The organism is Stutzerimonas frequens, from assembly GCF_024448335.1.
In the GTDB taxonomy this organism is placed as follows: Bacteria; Pseudomonadota; Gammaproteobacteria; order Pseudomonadales; family Pseudomonadaceae; genus Stutzerimonas; species Stutzerimonas frequens.
On sequence record NZ_JAMOHM010000004.1, the window covers coordinates 97,202 to 114,373 of the forward strand.

14 protein-coding genes and 1 other RNA gene are annotated in these 17,172 nt (G+C 55.4%); 11 read left to right on the forward strand and 4 right to left on the reverse strand.

Annotated features, from left to right (window positions below; translation table 11 throughout):
* The first annotated feature begins 148 nt into the window (after window positions 1–148).
* The 3 genes from NAO55_RS07345 (at window position 149) to NAO55_RS07355 (ending at window position 2,910) form a co-directional block, all read left to right on the forward strand.
* The gene (locus NAO55_RS07345) at window positions 149–454 is read left to right on the forward strand and encodes a PA2433 domain-containing protein (protein ID WP_102838562.1); all 306 of its coding nucleotides are present in this window, start codon (window positions 149–151) and stop codon (window positions 452–454) included.
* Between the two features lie 133 nt (window positions 455–587).
* Window positions 588–966: a transfer-messenger RNA gene (gene ssrA, locus NAO55_RS07350) on the forward strand.
* 108 nt (window positions 967–1,074) lie between these two features.
* Window positions 1,075–2,910, forward strand: coding sequence for a site-specific integrase (locus NAO55_RS07355; RefSeq protein WP_232244569.1), 1,836 nt, complete (start codon window positions 1,075–1,077; stop codon window positions 2,908–2,910).
* A gap of 33 nt (window positions 2,911–2,943) precedes the next feature.
* On the opposite strand, the gene NAO55_RS07360 is transcribed toward NAO55_RS07355, so the two are convergent.
* Window positions 2,944–3,747, reverse strand: a complete 804-nt coding sequence (locus NAO55_RS07360) for an HNH endonuclease (protein ID WP_102838563.1) — start codon at window positions 3,745–3,747, stop codon at window positions 2,944–2,946.
* Between the two features lie 218 nt (window positions 3,748–3,965).
* Window positions 3,966–4,301, reverse strand: coding sequence for a hypothetical protein (locus NAO55_RS07365; RefSeq protein ID WP_102838564.1), 336 nt, complete (start codon window positions 4,299–4,301; stop codon window positions 3,966–3,968).
* Between the two features lie 249 nt (window positions 4,302–4,550).
* Between NAO55_RS07365 and NAO55_RS07370 the strand changes: the two genes are divergently transcribed.
* From NAO55_RS07370 to NAO55_RS07400, 7 genes are all read left to right on the forward strand, one after another.
* Complete coding sequence (locus NAO55_RS07370) at window positions 4,551–5,177, forward strand: recombinase family protein (protein WP_102838565.1); 627 nt, start codon at window positions 4,551–4,553, stop codon at window positions 5,175–5,177.
* A gap of 154 nt (window positions 5,178–5,331) precedes the next feature.
* Window positions 5,332–5,751: a hypothetical protein gene (locus NAO55_RS07375; protein ID WP_146030716.1), complete on the forward strand. Its 420-nt coding sequence runs from the start codon at window positions 5,332–5,334 to the stop codon at window positions 5,749–5,751.
* Window positions 5,752–5,756: 5 nt separating this feature from the next.
* A complete protein-coding gene (locus NAO55_RS07380) occupies window positions 5,757–6,347 on the forward strand; it encodes a helix-turn-helix domain-containing protein (protein ID WP_102838566.1) in 591 nt (196 codons plus the stop codon).
* A 159-nt stretch (window positions 6,348–6,506) separates the two neighbouring features.
* A complete protein-coding gene (locus tag NAO55_RS07385) occupies window positions 6,507–7,475 on the forward strand; it encodes a hypothetical protein (RefSeq protein WP_102838567.1) in 969 nt (322 codons plus the stop codon).
* A 1,743-nt stretch (window positions 7,476–9,218) separates the two neighbouring features.
* Window positions 9,219–11,660, forward strand: coding sequence for a site-specific integrase (locus tag NAO55_RS07390; protein ID WP_014597600.1), 2,442 nt, complete (start codon window positions 9,219–9,221; stop codon window positions 11,658–11,660).
* Between the two features lie 162 nt (window positions 11,661–11,822).
* Window positions 11,823–13,082, forward strand: coding sequence for a site-specific integrase (locus NAO55_RS07395; protein WP_011914403.1), 1,260 nt, complete (start codon window positions 11,823–11,825; stop codon window positions 13,080–13,082).
* A 1,095-nt stretch (window positions 13,083–14,177) separates the two neighbouring features.
* Window positions 14,178–14,543 carry a histone-like nucleoid-structuring protein, MvaT/MvaU family gene (locus NAO55_RS07400; protein ID WP_017243953.1) on the forward strand — a complete coding sequence of 122 codons (366 nt, stop codon included), beginning with the start codon at window positions 14,178–14,180 and terminating at the stop codon, window positions 14,541–14,543.
* A 125-nt stretch (window positions 14,544–14,668) separates the two neighbouring features.
* Here the strand turns inward: NAO55_RS07400 and umuC are convergent, their stop codons facing one another.
* Entirely contained in the window at window positions 14,669–15,949 is a 1,281-nt protein-coding gene (gene umuC, locus NAO55_RS07405) for a translesion error-prone DNA polymerase V subunit UmuC (protein WP_017243954.1), read from the reverse strand.
* Window positions 15,936–16,367, reverse strand: coding sequence for a LexA family protein (locus tag NAO55_RS07410; protein WP_011914412.1), 432 nt, complete (start codon window positions 16,365–16,367; stop codon window positions 15,936–15,938). The genes umuC and NAO55_RS07410 overlap by 14 nt, the downstream gene beginning before the upstream one ends.
* Window positions 16,368–16,449: 82 nt before the next feature.
* On the opposite strand from NAO55_RS07410, the gene NAO55_RS07415 reads away from it, so the two are divergent.
* Window positions 16,450–17,163, forward strand: coding sequence for an SOS response-associated peptidase family protein (locus NAO55_RS07415; RefSeq protein ID WP_011914413.1), 714 nt, complete (start codon window positions 16,450–16,452; stop codon window positions 17,161–17,163).
* Window positions 17,164–17,172: the final 9 nt, after the last annotated feature.

A 17,172-nucleotide genomic window follows, 5' to 3' on the forward strand; every position in this document is an offset into this window, starting at 1 on the left:
GCCGTTTCGTTTGTGTCGCTTCGATGAACGCTCTTGCGCAATCGCAGTCGGATTTTTAGAGCCCCTGACGGGTTCGATTCGACTCGGCGCCGCCGTTTCAGCAGTTCTCAGGCAGGCCCGGGAAGTCCACAAGACTGGAGGACCCACAATGAAAGTTCATGCACTGCTCGCATCCGCGGTACTGCTCGCCAGCCCCGCTGTCTTCGCGCAAGACGACCTGTGTCAGCTCAACCTGCAGGAAATTGACGACAACATGGCCGCCAACACCGCCACCCTGGGTGAGCCGGCCAAGAGCCAAGTCGACGAGTACGTAAAACAGGCTCGCCAAGCCCAGCAATCCGGCGATACAGAGGCCTGCATCGCGCACTCCACCAAGGCACTGCAAGAGCTGAAAGGCCCGGGCAGCACCGGTAGCGGCGGTACCAGCGGCTCCGGTTCCGGCGCCGGCAACTAAGCCAGGCCGGCGGGATCGTGCGAGCGATCCTGCCGCTGCCAAGCTGTACATTTTGTAACCAGCATGGCTACAAGATGATCGACAGCGCAGAGAGATCGCCGTACACTCGCGCCCAGCACCACAAGCTGCACCAGGGGCCGATTAGGATTCGACGCCGGTAACGAAACTTGAGGGGCATGCCGAGTTGGTAACAGAACTCGTAAATAAACTGTTGCAAACCTATAGTTGCCAACGACGACAACTACGAAGGGTACGCGCTAGCCGCCTAACCTTCATCTGGTAGCTTCGGCTCCAGCGGTCACTAGGGGATGCCTGTAAACCCGAAATGACCGTCAGATAGAACAGGATCGCCGCCAAGTTCGCTGTAGACGTAACGGCTAAATCTCATACAGCTCGCTCTAAGCACCCTGCCAATCGGGCGGCGCGGAGTTAACTCAGTAGATCTGGCTAAGCATGTAGAACCAATAGCGGAGAGCTGGCGGACGGGGGTTCAAATCCCCCCGGCTCCACCATCACAAGCGCAGAGCCCCGTACTCCGGGGCTTTGTGCTGTCTGGACCTGCCGTTTTAGCAGGTGTGACATCGAGCAGTCACATCGAAGCAGGGCATCAGCAGGCGCCCATGATGAAACTCGCTCCTACCTACCTCTACCGAAATCGCCACGGAACCTTCTACTTCCGCATGGTAATTCCCGCCTCCCTGCGCCCTCGAATCAACGGCAAACGAGAGATTCGGCGCTCACTGAAAACTGATAGCGAAAGGCTAGCGCTCAAGCGCGCTCGACAGCATGCTGTGCACTTCGATTCAATCTTCGATAGAGCTTCGCGCATGACCGACCACAGCGACTACGAACCCAGCCAAGAAGACATCGACCTTTTCGATGAACTGTGCCGCGACCAAAAGGGCATCGGCGTAGGCACGTGGTCTAGCCCAGCCAGCGCAGCGGCAGAATCAGAACCAGTGCTATCCAATGCAGAGATCGAAGAACGCCAGCGCCGCCATTGCATCGCTGAGCTACTGGAGGGGCGATTCGACCGCCCAATCCGGGACGAGCTGGAGCCCCTAGCGCGAAAGCTGTTGGCGCTTTCGCGCTCGTATCAGCCGACCGAGCTACCAAGGGTATTGCCTAAGCTAAGGGACGAGCTGGTTACAGTCAGCCTCACCGCTACAGGCACTCCAACCGCAACTGAATTACCGCTGGCAACAGAGCCCAGCCACGACCCTAAAATGGCCAGCTGGACGCTTTATGACGTGTGGCAGCACCAGCTAGAGCGCGATCGAGCCGACAAGACTACTAGGGGTGGCCAAGCCAAGCACGGCGGAACGCTCGAAGAGAGCAAACGTCGTGCTCGTGTGATGACGGTACTTACACGACACAAGCCAGTGTGCGAACTGACCAAGCAGGACTGGCAATTCGCATACGACGCAGCGCGCACGATTAGAGCCGGCGCGACTGTAACAATCGATCCGCCATCGCCTCTGGAATCGCTCGTTACGGACGATCCGGGAGAAATGGCAGGACATGAGCGCGTAACCAGTCTGATCGGCGCGATGAAGCGAATCCAACGACATGCGAGGTTCTTGGACCTTACCGTCATCGGCCCTGAAGACTTACTGATCAAGGCCGTCCAAAAGCGAGAGAACTCACGTAGCCGGAAAGGCAAGCCATTTTCCATGGAGGAGGTGGAGACGATCTTTTCAGGCTACATCTACCAAGGCACACCGCCGGCTAACAGGACGAAGGCTTATCCCTTTTGGTTCTGGATGCCCCTCGTCGCCTACTTTACTGGTGCCAGAACCAACGAAATTGCCCAGCTCGACACCGCTGACATTCGCGAGATAGACGGGCACCCATGCTTCGACTTTCGCCCAGACGATCCCAAAGCCTTTGAAGCCAAACGAGTCAAGACCGAAGAGGCTAGGCAGGTGCCTATCCACCCTCGCCTGATTGATCTTGGATTTCTTGACTACTTGGCAAGCCAGCGAACGGCTAAGCAGAAAAAGCTCTTCGGAGACGGCCTCGCCTACCTGCCACCACGGGACGAAACCTCCGATCACAACAAAGAGGGGTGGGCCAAAAGCGCCAGCAAGTTTTTCAACGAAGCGCCAAACGGCTACTTAGTGGCCATCGGCGTCCACTACCCGAAGTCCGGTAAGAGCCTCTACTCTTTTAGACACACTCTAGAGACAAACCTGCGAAACGCCCGCAGAGATGGTAAGCCGGTGGACCAAACGGTCATTGATGCCATCACGGGCCATGCACCCAACACGATTGCCGGGAAGCACTACGACGGCGGCGCGACGATTGAGCACAAGCTTGCGGCGCTCAAACTGCTGCCAATTCCAGAAGCCATCCAGCGGTTAAAAAGCTATCAAGCGGATTTCGCTGATCGTTTCGGCGCCGTACTGCGTAAGAGTATTACCAGCCACCGTGCGCGGCACCCTCGCATGGTATGAAGGCCATCAAAGAAACGAGGTTACTGAAGTCGCCTAGGAAGGCTCACTGCACATCCAATGCCCGCGAATCATTTCCCTTAGCTGATCGAGGCTGAGAGTTGTTCGGCGCTTTCGGTGGATGACCGCATGGCAATTGGCGCACAAAGTAATCAAGTCGGTTTCCGGGTTAACGAGCTTCGCGCCATCGAATTCAGAAATCGGCTGCACATGGTGCACGTGAATGTAGCCTCGTGCGTAATCGCCGTACGCCTTCTCGAAGTCAAAGCCGCACGCTTTACAGGCAGTACCATGAATGGCGATGGCCTGGCACCTGAGCTTGGGGTCTCGCTCATAGCGGACGCCGAAGTAGCTCGTTGTGCTGCCTTCGACACCAGATCGGAAAGCCAAAGCATCTTCGCTTTCCTGCACCTCCGCGATCTGTAGAGGCTTGAGCTTAGCTCGCATCAGAATGCTCTGGTAGGTGCCTTGATCGATCGATCGGACACCGTCACGCCAGTAATTACTCACCTTGGATGGCGGAATGGGCTCTAGGTAGGTATCGCCATCCTTAGCGAGAACAGGCCACTCGAATGGTTGGAATTCCTCGATCAGGGCAAACAGATCACCCTTTGAGCTGTTTGGATCGGGATAAACCTTGCCTATGCGAGCGATCCCGAAGTAATGCGGCAGGTCGGTCAGCCGCCGATCTGCGTAGGCTTTATCCTTCATCCCGCCTTTATAGTAGATGACCTGTATTCCAGGTTTGAGAATGGCGCTGTACCGCTTCGGATAATGGTAAACGGCACCAGTTTCATCGTCCCAAATCGAAACGTCGTTCTCAACGATGACAGCGGGCATGAGCATACTCCCTTGCGCTTCGCGGCGTTACGGTCTGGCAGCTATGCGTGCAAAACGGACCAAGCACTTCATAACTGCGGACCACAGGTGGATTCGAACAAACAATCGAGAATCAGATTGAAGAAAACCTCGGGCAGTCCAGCTAGCGGCTCAACAGCTCGGCGCGTAGCGGGAGCTGTCTTGCTGCCTAGAAACACCCATCCAGCTAACGGAGTCTGCTACTCCGCTTTAATCCGTTCCCATTGGTGTTCGTAATAGGACGCCTCCTCCTTGCAATCGGCGCAAATCAGCCCGTCGGCAAACCTTGTATCCAAGGCCTCTATTAGCTCTTTTCCCTCTAATTCGCGCGAACAACCATTGTGATGCCCGCCTGGGTTGACAACCCCCTCGCAAGTCTGGCGCATGAACGGCTCAAGAACGTGCTGCTGAGCAGGCGACAGGCTGCTGAACCCCCTATCAACGCCCGCCTGCGCGATCCCTGCGCATTTTGGATCACTGTCGTGAAACGCATCGCAGTCCAGCAGCTTTTTCAACACTTCCTCTTCAACACCCATACACCCCTCCCAAGTAAAGACACTCAATGGATTCGAAACGCCAGGCGAAGCCCTATGACGACCCAAAGCAATCTATTGCATTTCGCCAGCATTAACAAAACGGATGCTCAACAGAATTCTCAAACCTCTATACCCATCTGAGAGACGCCAAGCTCGCGTACCGGGACTATCAAAAAACCTGTAGATGCAGGGCAATTGATCGAACTATCATTTGCCCATCAAATCTAGAGTTACTTGAGAAAACTCCCCATGAAAGCCCGCCTGTACCTGAGAGCATCGACGAAGGACCAAGACAGCCACCGCGCAGAGCAGATCTTGCGAGAGTTTGCGGCTGAACGAGGCATGACCATTGCCGGCATCTACGCCGAGAACATTAGCGGCACGAAGTTGGAGCGCCCGGAGCTGATTCGCCTGCTCGATGAAGCTGAGCCGGCTGATGTGCTGCTATGTGAAAGCGTGGACAGGCTGTCCCGCTTGTCTCAGGACGAATGGAAACAGCTTCGCAGCATGATCGAATGTAAGGGACTCAGGTTAGTAGTGGTAGACCTACCGACCACGCACCAGCTAGCCAACAGCGATGACATCGCTAGTCAGGTTCTAAGGGTTATCAACGATATGCTTCTTGACCTGATGGCAACCATGGCACGACTCGACCAACAGAAACGAGTCGAGCGGATCAAACAAGGCCTTGAGCGCCGCAAGGAGCGCGGCGAGATGATTAAAACCCGTGGCAAGTCGAAATCATGGGTTACAGCCCAAGAGATGCTGTTGAAGTTTCCGGACGCCTCTGCTGAGGAGATCGCAAGGTTGGCAAAGTGCGGAGTGGCAACTGTTTATCGAGCCAAGGCCGAACTTCCGAAATCCTTACACATATAAGAAAGCCGAAGTCAAGCATAACTCTAGACACAAGACGCTAAACGCAATTACAATATTGGCGCTGAATTAAACAGCGCCTTAAACCATGAACCATAAACACTTGGAGGACGCCCTATCGGGAAGAATTTTTCACATCGTTGCTAAGGGGTAACGAATGCAATACCTAGAGACAACTGCTAAGCAGTTCATGCAATCCGACAACGGCAGCTATTCGCGCCTTGCCGATCTACTTAACAAACTCGCTCCCCGCTCTGACGGCTCCCGTTGGACAAAAAATTCCGCTTACCACTTCTGCCGAACCCATGGCATCAAATCAAGCCGACGATGCCGCAATCAGCCAACTGCCGGCTGCACTCAACGCGCTAAAACTCGCCAAGCCATCATCAGCGCAACTCTCGACGCACTCACAGCCGATGGCAAAACCATCTTCGATATAGCTCCGGTCGAGCTGAAAACAATCGTTAGGCTGTCAGGCGCGCCGATGTTCAACGTGCGCAACAACTGGCACGAGCTAACGAATGAACTCAATGCGCTGGCAGGTCTGCCACCGTCCCTGCTTATCGTTGAAGAGTAAGCGCAATGAGCTCGAAGACCACACCGGACATCGAAGCCCAAGCCGTCATACTTCGCGAAGCGGGTTATTCCTGCCCAGCCATCGCTGACAAGCTCGACCTATCCCTATCTACCACTAAGCGCATTCTGAAGCGCCGCAGCGCTGTTGCTGGTGCTGCAACCGAAAGTCTTGTCGAGCAAGCACGTCAAGGCATGCTCAACACCGCCTTCGATCTGGACGCGGTACAACAGCACGCCGCCGCGCTGGTGCTGGACGATCTCGCATTGTCCCGCATGATCCGGGGGAAGGTAGTAGAAGCTATGGAAGCGCTCGACCCCAGCACCAGCACGCCTTACCAAATGATGCGAACAGTGGTGGCAGCAGCCACAGCGCTTGATCTCACGCAGAAGGTGGCGCGCCGTGCCCTGCCGCTTGATCGCTTGGCAGAAGCCACGCATGTTGAAGAGCTGTCCGAGCTTCGCATTCGAATCATGACCGACGATGACGTCCGAGAGATTCGAGAGCAGCAGCGCCGCGAAGCAGCCGAGCGCATCACAGGCAACTCACTGCTGACCGAAGAAGAAGACAACGGGGTAGTGGAGCTGGTGCAGGACTGACATCTACAACGAACCGACACCGGGCCGAACATGACACCACGAGCCCGGTTGTCGAATCCTTAGAAAAACAAAGCCAACTAGACCCCATAGCGCTCAATGCGCAGACCTGAAAATTGAAAATCAGGCAGAGGGACGGAGGCGACAACGAGCATTGGACAGATGCAGGACTTCAACGATTCTGAAAACGTAACCGACGCCCGGCTAGAAGTAATTCGTGAGGGTATGAGGGAGGCTGTCAGGGAAGACATTCGAGACAGCACAATCGACCACCTATTTTTGCCAGTGAGCGCTTGTACGAGCGATGCGCCATCAGAGCTTCTGCAAAAACCCGTAAATTTCGGGACTCCAAAAAACGCCTCACCGCTAGTAACCACGGTGCTTTCAAAGCAGTTCGCTATGGCTAAGACCAGTATACTAGGGAGGAATACAAGCAATACCCTTCACACCAACCAGAAGCCTCATACGCTCTTGGAAGGGGTACAGCCCAAGACGTTTGTATTCCGTTCATGGCGAGATACGGACGACAACCACAAGCTGATGCTTGCAGTGGCACCGCTACTAGACAGGGCGGCTGAACTGACCTACGAGTGCAAAGCCTTCACCCTGATCCTGAACAGCAAGCTAAGCAAGCGGCTCGACCAGGGCGACCAAACTGCACCGGAGCAAATCAGAGACCAGATGGTTCGCAAGGTTCGCGAGGCATTGGGAGGCGATGCTTGGTTTCTCTATTCACTCGAAAAAAGCCCAGCGGTTCTAACGAAGGATGGCAGCCGTAGGCGCTGGCACCTTCACGGGCTCATCATTGGACCTACTGGGTTTGCAGCTCAAGGCCAGACCAAGCTTCGTCGCGCACTACGCCGCGTGAAGGGCGAAGCTGACAGCGACCTTATGTTCACCACTCCCGGCTCCGATATCGAGCGAGAAGGCTTCGCCAGTGCGCTTGGATGGGCCGCATACTGTGCGAAGAACAAGCTATCAGTGCTCGCAGACTCTAGGCTCAAAGAGTTTTACGATCTGCCCCCCGGTAAAGCGACTTACATTTCCAGCGAACTACTACGGCTGACAAAGGCGCACTACCAGAGCACCGTCCTGATACATGCCAACCACCACGCCCGGAAAGGCACCTAGAACGCTCATAGCGATGCGATCTGACAAAAGACCGTACAGGCAGCGCCAAAGCTAGATCGAAGCGTATAGAGCCTCACAGAAGGCTTTGCAGCGAATCACGGCATTAGGGGTGCCACGGCACCAACACAGCCAGCAGAATCGAGACGAGTCACGCCAAACTGCCGGACTGCCGGACTGCTCCTAGAACCGGCGAGCACCAGCACCAGCACAGCCAAGAAGCCGCCTAGAACGCGCATAGCGATGCGATCTCACAAAAGACCGGCAGACCAAGCGGACAACAAAAAACAGCGCTCTAAACGCCATCTTAGAGCTTACAGCAAAGCGGGCGAACCCAAAAAAACGAGAGCACAAAAAATCAGTGGTAGTTGAACTAACTAACCACTGACTGAAGTACGAGCTTGGACGGTTTGAATTATACACAGAACTTACCGACACCGGCAGACTTCCCGATATCGCGAACCATCGCTACTGTATTCACGCCAACGAAACAGGAGCAAAACCATGCAGCACGAAGTTATAAGCTACTCAGCAGCGTGCGAACTGATTGAACAGTTAGACGCCATCGAAGTACATAGCGCCGGATGGGCGCAGACGTTTAGAGCGGAGAACAATGGGAAGCCGATATACACTCAATTTCTCGGCGAGGGTGATAGCCTGCTTATTCGCTAGAACAAGGCAAAAACCTACTGAAAAACGACGAACTAATCTCAAGCAAAGATACAGATCATGGCAGCAAGCAGGCACAAATGACCATCAATTTAAAGATTAGCGAAACACCTGAAATTAACCACCCACATCACAGGCATACGAAGAGGCCTCCAAACTCAATCTTGGCTGATGTCCTTGCGTGCACCAGTATCCGATATCAACGGCTGATTGCCAGACTCAGCCATTGGTGCCGGCTCCCTTTTTCTGAGTATGCTTATGACCCACGCAAGAAGCACAGCGCCAAAACCCATCATTATGTATGGGTCAGGCACCCGCTTTAGAATCGCCCCTATTAACCCAAGCACAAGAAATCCGAGCGTAGGACCAGGCGCTCGAACGAGGCAGTAAAGCAGAAACAGGATGCCAGCGATTATCAAAAGCTGAACGGCTTTAGCCAAAACACCTATCGCTAGCATGGCTAGAGCCACCTTCCACACGAATGCACCAGAGTTGCCGCTCTTCCTTGACATGCAGGTAGCCTCTAGAGGTTATGCCGAAAGGTATAAAAATTGTCTGCTACTGGAATATAGCTCTCCGAATATAGCAGGGTTATGGCTACAGGCGTTCACCGAATGAACTCCTTGTGAACCGTATGAGTGCTTTCGCCCATCTATTAATGATGCTGCCGAGAGTCGGTACCACTAACGAGCCCCTCCTCTCGAGCGCATAGCGCTGGCGCTCGATGTTGAGCCAGCCTCACTTCCGACCCTGATCGACGGTGCCTGAATTTCGCTTAGCTCGCGCAGCGCCGCACTTTTCGGACGCCGGTTCAAATCCCTCTAGTCCAGACATGCCGCAACGTATATTCTGCGTGAACCATCAACCACGCCCACCTAGGTGTGACATCGAGGCACTGGCGCTGCGGCTCAAACGTACGGGTTCTGTAGCTTGCAATGGGGAACGGGAAATGCGGTTGACCATCCCCCCGGCTCCACCAATTCAACACTGAAACCCGTCTAGAACGCGGGTTTCAGCCCAGATTTGATGGCATTGGATTACTCACAGTCCGTCTGTGAATCCAAAAGGTATGCCATCATGTCCAAGCGCCAAAGCAAAACGGGTGTCCCCCACCTGGTCTATCAAGCCAACACTGGCTTCCAGTACTACCTCACATTCCCTAAGCATTTCGCGGCCAACCCGAAACTGCCTGCGCAAATCCGGTGGTCGCTCAGCCACGACGAAGCCCTGGCCCGCGATCTCGCTAAGTACCTGAATGCTTCTTTCGAGCAGTTCCTTGCCAAGGCAACCGAGCACTATGTCGAGCTCTTTTCTGACCGCCTGCTGGTTGACCTCCAAAGGTTTCACTTAGCGGTAGCGGAAGCACTCAAATTCGCCGACCGGGTTTGGAAAGTCCGTCCGTCGCCCATGAAGCTCGCGAACCAAGACCTTTCGGTCGCCCACGCTCGCATGATGAAAGAGAGTGCCGAGCGTGTAGTGCTCTATAGCCACGAGCCAGGGGGCGAAATTTTCTTCGCACTGACACCAACGCCCGCACTGGTAAAAGCGCTTGGGGTCGGGTTCGTACGCTTTGACTGGCCGCTCGGAACCAACAACCAGAACGTGGCGAGCGACGCTGCCCGGTACATTTACGCCGCCCTTGATGTACTCGAGACCGTCCCACCCTCCCCAGGGCGCTATTCGAAAGAATCTCCTGCATTTGCAGCGATGACGCTTTATGAATACCTGTGCCATGCCCGCCCAGACCAGGGTCGGAATCTCATGCACATCCCCCCAGCACTACCGCAATCTCGGCAAGCTTTGCATTTTCATCTTCAGCAAGCCAACGCGATGCATCTGAAGCTCCGCATCATTGATCGAGCGCTCTTGGTGCAGGAGGGATCGGGGCTTTATGTGATGCTTATCGAACTCGATCCGCTGTGCATGAAAGCGCATCTGAGAGAAAAGAAAAGCTTTCGGGTTGAGCTGCTCACTAGCTCCATCATCATTGCGGTCCTCATGCTGACGTATACGCTGCAGAAGGTTGATAAGGTGCTGTTGCGTTACTTTCAGGAAGACGATCACCAAGATCCTTACGCCCAAGCCATGCAGGAAATCGGTGACCTGGTTCGGCGGATGTTGGGTTCTGCTGCAACCGCCGAGCCTATGCAGACGATTCCGGAGCTGAACTCGCCGACAGATGCTGTGGCACCGCCACAGGATCCAGGCACGCTCGCGTTGCTGAATGCGCTCGGGAGCGTTCTGCCCGACGCGCAGAAAGCCAAGCTTGAAACCCTCTTTACGCAACCCTCCGTCAACGATCGCATTGTCTCGCCGGCGCGTGGTTCAAACGCAGGGTTGAGCCTCGCAGCTTTGGTAAAGGAATACGAAGAACGGCAAATTCGTGAAGGCGCCTGGGCTAACCCGCGGACTCGCATTACCGCAAAGGCCCGCCTGGAAGGCCTGTGCGAGCTGCTTGGCGGGCACCGGCAAGTCGAGACGCTGACTCGCGCTGAATTCAACACGCTACGCGATCATCTGCGTAGCTATCCGAAGAACCGGCATCGCCTCCGTGCCACGCGTAACCAGCCGCTAAGTAAGATCATTAGCGACGGTAAGTTCGAGCCAATCAACCCTCGCACTGCGAAAAAGTTTTTTGAGCTGGCAAGGGCCCTTGTCACCTACGCTCATGATCAGGGTTACATCACCGAAAATATCGCGGCCGGATTGGCATTCAGCACCAAAGGAGCCGAGGCGCCGAGGAAGCGCACGTATAGCCCAAGCCAGATCGAGAAACTTCTTCACGGTCCGGCCTACACACTGACCACGCCGCCGCGCTGGCGCTTGGATGACTACAAGTTTTGGCTGCCGCTGCTTGGCCTTTTTACAGGCGCAAGGCTAAGTGAGCTGTGCCAGCTACGGCTCGAAGACATTCGGCAAGAACTCGGCGTCTGGCTCATCAGCATCAATCGAAGCGGGTCGAAACAGCTGAAGACGTCCGATTCGGAAAGGTTGGTGCCGATTCACCGGCAGCTTATCGAGTCGGGCTTCCTGGAGTTTCATCAAGCACGCCTGGAAGCTGTCGAGCGAGACGGCAAGGCTCCGCTTTTCGACAATATTCGGGTATACGGCGACCTTTCTCCCGGGCATGTTGCGAGCCGTTGGTTTCTCGGCTCAAGCCAGATTAGCCGGGGTTACCTTGGGCTTTGCGGCCTGGGAGATGACGGCCTGACGTACCACGGTCTGCGCCACACCTTTATCAATCAATTTCGCAGACAGAACCTTGACCTGGCGAAAGCCAAAGCGCTTGTAGGCCACTCGGATAAAAGTACCACCGGTGGGTACGGCGACTGCTATCCGTCTGACGTGCTCAAAGACGAGCTCGACAAGCTCGATTTCGGGCTAGGGCTGGGACACATCCATTACCGGCACTATCAAGAGTTACGAGAACGCCAGGGCGTTTTCAATGTCGGTCGCCCGGTTGGCACCCCCTTCCCCAGCGTGCGGGTTGCTAAGCGACACTGGAAAACGTACGCATAATATTCAGCTAATAAAAGGTAGGGGCTCGCTCTTACCTTTTGCTCATCTTGCGATTATTGACAAGTTGTCAATAAAAACTATCGCATGGTAAATCCTAATAGATTATCTTGACTGTTTATCCATCCAGTAATAATCTCAAGCCTCACCCACTGTGAGGTATATATGAATGTAACTGCCCCCCTCTCCATTCCTTTTTACAAAGGCCTGAGTCTTATCGTCGAACCCGGCCATGAAGAACACTTGCGAATCGCGTTGGCAAACATTTCAGCGATTACGGATGCGATAAACCGCTTTCAGTCTTCTCCTTTGCTTACCGAGTTCATGGACATAACGCTGTCCCGCTTTCTGCGAGAAAACAATTACGCAGGGAAATCCGAGCACATGCTTCGAGCGCGGATGGAGAAACTAAAAATCGCTCTGACGCAAGATAATCCTACCCGCCGAGTTGCTGAGCTTGATCGGGCCGACGTACAGCGTCTGAAGGATCAGCTACCGTCGTTACTCAAGCAGAACGCTGCGTCGGGTAGCAAAGGCGCAAACCTCACGACCTACTATCAGTTGTTCAATCGAATGCTAGACGAAGCACTTGAGAGCAAGCTGATTACCGAGGCGATCAAAGTCGCGACCTGCAATACAAAACACGCCGAAATCACCAAGCCATTTCTGGATAGCAATCTGAATCAGATGTTCTCAGGCTGGCCCTACAGAAAGTATCTCGCAGGCGACCTGCCGAAAATCAACCAGGACGCCAAGCCCTATCGGTTTTGGTTGCTCCCGCTTGGGCTCTATACCGGCGCGCGGCTTAACGAGCTCTGCCAGCTACGTGTGCATGATGTGATCCAGGATGTCCACGGCGTAGACCTTATCGATATCAACGATAATGGCTACAACAAGTCGTTGAAGACGGGGCCGTCGGCTCGGCAGATTCCAATCTGCTCGAAGCTAGTGGAGATGGGCTTTCTAAATTTCGTAGAAGAACGGCGCCAGGCCGATGGCAATGACGCTCTGCTTTTCAACGAGCTGAGCTTCGATCCAAAGCACCTATACTCCCGCGACCCAAGTCGGTTTTTCTGCGGGCCGTGCACGGGTACAGGATACATCGGTCAGCACTGTCCGCCGGCGGTTAATGGCGGGCTCAATTTTAAAAGTCTCCGTCGCTCGTTTGCCGTTCGGCTGGAACGGTCAGGCATATCTCCATCCACGATCGCCTATCTGCTCGGCCATGAGGGTGGTGCACCAGAAGTCACAGCAGACCATTACCTGGAGCAGCCACTGAGTCTGAGATTACTGGAGCAGATGGAACGGGGACTGACATACAACGCACAGACCGAGCAGATCCGCTGGGAGCATTTTAAAAAGCTGCTCGCAAACCAAGCCGGACGCGGAAAGCGAGGAAGGAGAACTAAGCAAAAGCCTTGCTAGCGCGTAGCGTTCAAAACAATCATCGCCTGGAGATGATTATGAGACAGGATGAATAAAAGGCCGCAGCCAATCTGCGGCCTTTTTCGTTCTGAACACAACAGGAAAGAAACCGAATTTTCACGCAACTCCGGGCATCGCTTGCGGCGACGGTTGGCACGCCCTATCGCTGAGCACAGTCCACCATCGAAGAACTTGCATCCGCTGCGACGAGAATTCCGTGACAGTCGGCTGCTGCCACACAAATTTCAGTTGAAGCGTGGGCGCTTTGGCATCAGACCGGACACCGCTTCATAACGCCACTGTGACAGACACACGGCACGGTCACCCGGCGCATCGACACTCACTAACTGCCGCAAGCCCTACGAGTGACACGGCGAGACTGCAGCACTCGAGTCATGTGACATGGCGGTCGTAAGACAAGTGTGCCGCAGTGATCGGGCTTATGATTGAGGCCGGGGCGGCAGCGCCCGCGAATGGCGCAGCTCACGTCTGTGCACAATCGCCATTTCGGCCAGGCAACGCCTGGCGGCTATGATTTGACAACAAAATTGCGGGGGCATACTTGAAGCAGCGAAGCGTTCCTTCAAGTATGCCCCCGCGCCCCATACTTGAAACCTTCAAGTATGGGGCAGTTGAGCATTTTGGGCGTTTGCAGGTAAGCGAAACGAATGTGGAGCGAGACCGAGCAATAAGACCAAAATGATCAACTGCCTTCGCGAAGCGGCTGCCATTGTTGTCAAAAAAGGCAGCTTTCTTCATTTGCCGCAGGTAAATGGCTAGCTCCAATTTCGATGCTATGCATGGCTACCTCTGCTAAAGCAGAAGAAGCCTGCTCACGTCCGCTTCCTCTACGGGATGCGCGACGTTTCTATGCAACGGCCGCCGCTTGGTCACCTCCCATTTTGCTAACCCACCACTTCATATGTCAGGAAGTACGCACCTCTCTGGCTGACAAACACTCCGCAGCGCCATCCCTGTACCAGCCTTCTCGATGACTGAATTACTCACGAAATCGGTCGGTCCTTAGTTTTCTCCCTCCGTGCCCAAGCGGTAGACTGAGACACACAAAGCAGTTTCGTTCTCCGAAGGTTACCCATGTCCAAACTCGCCGAATTCAAAGCTCTAGAAGCCCAGCTCGCAGCCCAGCTCAAGCAGCTTGATGCTCTTAAGAATGACGACAAACTCAAGCGCGAAATCGAGTTCGAGGAAAAACTCCGCAATTTGATGGGGCAATATGACGTAGGCCTGCGCGAAATTATTTCAATATTGGATCCGCAGCCCAGCCGCACCAGCATCAGCGCCACCCCGACGTCTCAAGCGCCTCGTCGGCAGCGCCAAGTTAAGGTTTACAAAAACCCAGAAACTGGAGAGGTGGTAGAGACGAAGGGTGGCAATCATAAGATTTTGAAAGCTTGGAAAGAAAAGCACGGCGCCGAAAAGGTAGAGGGTTGGCTTCAGTAAGCTATCCGACCAACACAAGAGCCAGGCACTGCCTGGCTTTTTCTTTACGCTTTCAGCGGTCAACGGATGCAAGCGATCGCACTACAACCAGTACCTGGAATTCATCGGTCCTCGCATGCACTCGCCTAGTTGCACCGCACCACCCACAACTGATCCAGCCTGGTCGTGAAACTTTGGCTCATCATCTCCCGTCGCATGCCCCAGTCCGGCGCGGTGGTTACGCGGCCGGGCCGGAGGGTATTGCGGCCCCACTTGGCGTTGATTGCATCGAGCACGCCCATAACGCGCTCCGACGCGGCGGGCTGGGTTTGGGCGAATAGATCGTCGGTGTACTCGCCGCGCTGGCAGAGGTCCATCAGCAGGACCTCTGCCTTGCTGAACGAAAAGCCATCGCGATAGATGTGTTCCAACCCAGCGATCGCCGCCCGGATGATGTAGCGGGTGTCGTTGGTGGGATACGGCAGCTCACACACGACGCCTTTCGCGAACTTGGGCTCGTCGGGATTAAACATGCCGGTACGGATGCTGATTCGGACGCGCTTGCACATGGACTGCTGTGCCCTCAGCTTCTCGCTGGCCCGAGCGGCATATGCCGCCACTGCGTCCTTGATTGGCTCAAGCTCGCGCAGGCGCTTGCCGAACATCCGCGAGCAGCAGATCTCCTGTTTGGGTGACGCGACCTCCTCCAGATCGAGGCACGGCGTCCCGCGCAGTTCGCGTGCGGTTTTCTCGATGACCACGCTGAATTTTTTGCGCAGGGTCCAGGCATCCGCGCTAGCTAGATCCCAAGCAGTACGTATGCCCAACCTGTTCAGGTGCTCGGTCATCCGGCGACCGACACCCCATACATCGCCGACGTCAGTCACGCGCAGCACCTTGTCGCGCCGCACCGGGTCGAGAAGGTCCACTACCCCACCCGTCTGCTTCTGCCAGCGCTTCGCTGAATGGTTCGCCAACTTGGCGAGCGTCTTGGTCCCCCCAATGCCCACCCCGACCGGGATACCTGTGCTGCGCAGTACCTCAGCGCGGATCCGCCTGCCGAGCACTTCGACGTCTGGCACACCGGTAAGGTCGGCAAACGACTCGTCGATTGAGTACACCTCAACCGCAGGCACCAGGCTCTCGATGACCGTCATGACGCGCTCGCTCATGTCGCCGTACAGCGCGTAATTGCTGGAAAACACCACAACGCCCCAACGCTCCAGGTCGCGCCGGATCTGAAAATACGGCACGCCCATTTTGATACCGAGCTGCTTTGCCTCGGCCGAGCGCGCGATCACGCAGCCGTCATTGTTCGAAAGCACGACGATAGGCGTACGGCGCAAGTCTGGTCGAAAGACACGCTCGCAGCTGGCGTAGAACGAGTTGCAATCAATGAGGGCGATGGCCCGCTCAGTACTTGCCATGGATTCGGATGCTGTATGACACCACGCCCCATACGTAGAGTTCTTCGCTTTCGAGGAGGTACCGCGGCGGGAACTTCGGATTAGCCGAGCGCAGAATGACCTGGCTGCCGGCTCGGTCGAAAATCTTGACCAGAGGCTCGTTATTCAGCGCTGCGATGATCACCTCCCCTTTTTCTGCCTCCCGTCCCCGGTCGATGATCAGAATGTCTCGGTCGAAAATGCCGACCTGGATCATGCTCTCCCCGTCTGCGCGCGCCAGGTAGGTATGCGGAGCTCGGATGTTCATCAGCTCGTCGAGCGAGATGCTCCCCTCCATGTGGTCCTGCGCTGGGCTCGGGAATCCGGCGGGCACGCAGAAACTGAAAAACGGCAGTGCAATTGTGGCGGGAGCAGCAGGTCCCAACATATGGACGGGCATGGCACAGACCTCATAACTGTATGCATATACAGTATTCTGAAGCTAGAGTCCGGTCAATTGAACCAGATGTGCGGGGGCACCCATGTGTGGACGTTTCGCTCAGTACCGAATCGCCTATGAGTACCTGGACAAGATCGCGATGCAGCTGCCCTTGCCATTGCGTGGCAGCGTGAATCCTGAGCCAATCGGACGCTACAACGTGTGTCCGCAATCACTGGTTCAGCTCCTGCACCAGGACGATGATGGCCTGCGCATGGAGCCGGTCAAGTGGGGTTACGCCCCATTGTGGGCACAGGGGAAGCGACCACCAGCGATAAATGCCAGGGTGGAAACGGCCGCGACTAGCAAGTTCTTTCGCGATATCTGGCAAACCGGCCGCGCAATAGTGCCCGCTGATGGTTGGTACGAGTGGAAGAAGGACGCGGCCAACCCGAAGATCAAGCAGCCCTACTACATCACGCTCCGTAGCGGCGAGCCGATGTTTTTCGCTGCGCTCGGGCGGTTTCAGCGAGGCGCCTCGCTGGAACCCCGAGACGGCGACGGCTTTGTTGTCATTACGTCATCTAGCGCTGCCGGCATGCTCGATATTCACGATCGGCGTCCTCTGGTTCTATCGCCAGAGTACGCTGCGCTCTGGATGCAGCAGGAGCTTTTGCCGCTCAAGGCTGAGGAGCTAGCACTGGCGCATGGTTTATGCGTCGAGGAATTCGAGTGGCATCCGGTGGGTAAGGACGTCGGGAACGTGCGGAATGATGGGCCGGAACTTATCAATAGGATCGCCCAGCCGCTGGTATAAAGGCATTTC